2 protein-coding genes are annotated in these 2507 nt (G+C 48.9%); both read right to left on the bottom strand.

Translation table 11 applies throughout. The features are described from left to right. Positions 1-79 precede the first annotated feature (79 nt). Positions 80-820, bottom strand: a complete 741-nt coding sequence (gene istB, locus AB4138_RS23420) for an IS21-like element ISVch3 family helper ATPase IstB (protein ID WP_011988345.1) — start codon at positions 818-820, stop codon at positions 80-82. An 11-nt stretch (positions 821-831) separates the two neighbouring features. After that, complete coding sequence (gene istA / locus AB4138_RS23415; protein ID WP_372307908.1) at positions 832-2364, bottom strand: IS21 family transposase; 1533 nt, start codon at positions 2362-2364, stop codon at positions 832-834. Positions 2365-2507 lie beyond the last annotated feature (143 nt).

Genomic DNA, 2507 nt, shown 5'->3' with positions numbered 1-2507 from the left:
TGCGTATTTCGGTGATTGCGATCGCTCGTTTCGGTTTATTCCGATCACTTGATCCTGCCGTTTTTCTCTCTTCCTATTTTTACTCTAAGTGATCGGATTGCGCCAGTTTTCTCATCGACTCACCTCCTAGTTCTATTCGATGACTATTGTGTACCAGCCGATCCATTAGAGCGTCTGCGACAGTGGCGTTACCGATCATGTTGTACCACTCCTTTACAGGTAACTGACTGATGACGATCGTGCTGCTGTTTTGGTAACGATCTTCAAGCACTTCTAATAAGTGACCTGCATGCTCTTGGGTTAGCTTTTCCATCCCCCAGTCGTCGAGGATTAGTAGAGCTTTCTTAGCCAACGATTGAAGTTGCTTTTGATAGCTACCGTCCAGACGACCTGCGGTCAGGTCATCAAGCAGGCGAGTTAATCGGTAGTATCTGACCGTGTGTTGTTGGTCGCAGGCACTGGTTGCCAGTGCGCAGCCAAGATACGTTTTGCCAGCACCTGTTGGGCCTGTGATCAAGATATTCTGGTGCTTATGTAGATAACTGCCCGTTAGAAGTTCGCTCATCTGTTTACGATTGAGATTTCGTCCCTCCTTGTAGATGAGTTGGCTCGGCTGAGCATCCACTCTCAGTTTGGCTTGCCGTTTTAAGCGTTGGATTTTTGTCTGATTGCGATTCAAGATTTCACTTTCCAGAAGTAGGCTTAGCCTTTCCTCGAAGTCCAGCTCTGCGTAGGTGCTCAGTTGTTCTTGTTGCTGCTCTAACGCTTTCACTGCATGGCTCAAGCGGAGGGTTTTGAGTTGGTCGTTCAGTGCGTTCATTTGTATTTCTCCTAGTGATAACAGTTCGGGCCACGGACATTGCTATGAACAAGGTTCGGCGTGCTCGTGTTGTCTTTGCTCAGTTGTCCTTCACGATTGTTCTTCAGCAGATTGTTGATGAAGGTGTAGTTCGGTTTTGTCAGCATCAGCGCATCTTTACAGGCTTGCTCTAAGCGCGACTCGCCATGCGCTTTACTCAGATTGAGCAGCCCAAGGCAGGAGCGATACGACTGCTCTGGATGAGGCTTGGAGTAGAGCATCTTATTGATGACTTCTCGTGTGGCTGGGCCGATATTGGCTCCCCAGTTGAGCAGGCGTCCAGGCGACCACTTCTGATGTTGATGATTACTCGGCATGTGCTCTGGTTGGGTGCTGTTTCCGCGCTCTCTTTGGCTGCGTGGATGCTGGGCTACCAAGTTACCTTGATGGTAGATCTGCACCAGACGGTTGGAGGCTTCCAGTTCGACATGGTGACCAACAAGTTGATGTGGCACCGAGTAGTAGTGGCGGCGATATTCTATGTGATAATCAGGCCCAACCTTGGCTCGCTTGGTTTCGGTATAGAGGTATCGCTGCTTAGGTAGCGGCTTTAACGCTGGCTTATCGAGTTTGTCGAACAGCGCTTTGCGGCTCGCACCATACTGTTTCATCTCACGTTCGTTTAAGTCATTCATAAGCTCACGGATGGAAAGGTTCAGCTCTTTGAAGGTATGGAAGGTTTGATGTCGTAGTCGCATCATGATCCAGCGTTCCACTAGGAGCACGGCATTCTCTGCCTTGGCTTTGTCTTTCGGTTTGTAAGGGCGAGCTGGCATCACTGCGGTTTGATAGTGATTCGCCAGTTTTTGATAACTGTCGTTAAGTCTCGGCTCATAACGATTGGCTTTGGTGACCGCGCTACGTAGATTATCGGGAACCAAGAGCTGTGGTACACCACCGAAGTGCTCGAACGCATTGGCATGCGCCTCTAACCAGTAAGACTTACCTTGACTCGGGAAGGCTTCAACATAGGTGTAATTGGACGCACCTAAGGTCGCCACGAACACTTCTGCTTCGCGCACTTCACCTGTATCAGGGTTGACCACTTGAAGCCGAGGCCCACAGTAATCGATAAACAGCTTGTCACCTGCCACATGGAGCTGGCGCATGCTGCGCTTTTGAGTTTTGAACCAACGAGTGAAGTGCTCGCAGAACTGAGTGTAAGCGTAAGCTTGTTCTTGATATTGCTCATGGTATTCCTGCCACAACAACATCTTTGTCATGCCTTTACGTCTGAGTTCGACTGCGTATTGAGTGAAGTCTGGCATGACTTTATCGCGACTGGCTTTCTTGCCGTGATACAGCGCTTGCGTGAGATCAGCATCGCTGCAACTTTCGGGTAGAGGCCAGCCAAGTTGGCTTTGTTTAAAGCGAGTAAGGAGTTCCGATATGGTGGACGGGCCGAGTTTCAGGCAAGAAGCGATACCACGATTGGAGAGACCGCAGTCGTACTTAAGGCGTAATACCTCTTTGATTTTGTTCATTGGAGTTCTCTTTTTGGCCATTGTCGCTTCCTTACGTTCTTGTTTAAGAAGTAAAGAATAGCGAGCTATTGATTTAAAAGAGAAAAAGGAAGGATTTCGGGCATTCCGATCGCGGTTTTCGCTATTCCGATCACCGATTTCGGAGTTAGGCTAAAAGTGATCGG

The sequence above is a fragment of the Vibrio sp. 10N.286.52.C3 genome, assembly GCF_041468865.1.
Classification (GTDB): Bacteria; Pseudomonadota; Gammaproteobacteria; order Enterobacterales; family Vibrionaceae; genus Vibrio; species Vibrio crassostreae_C.
This window is presented reverse-complemented; position numbering and strand designations above follow the sequence as displayed.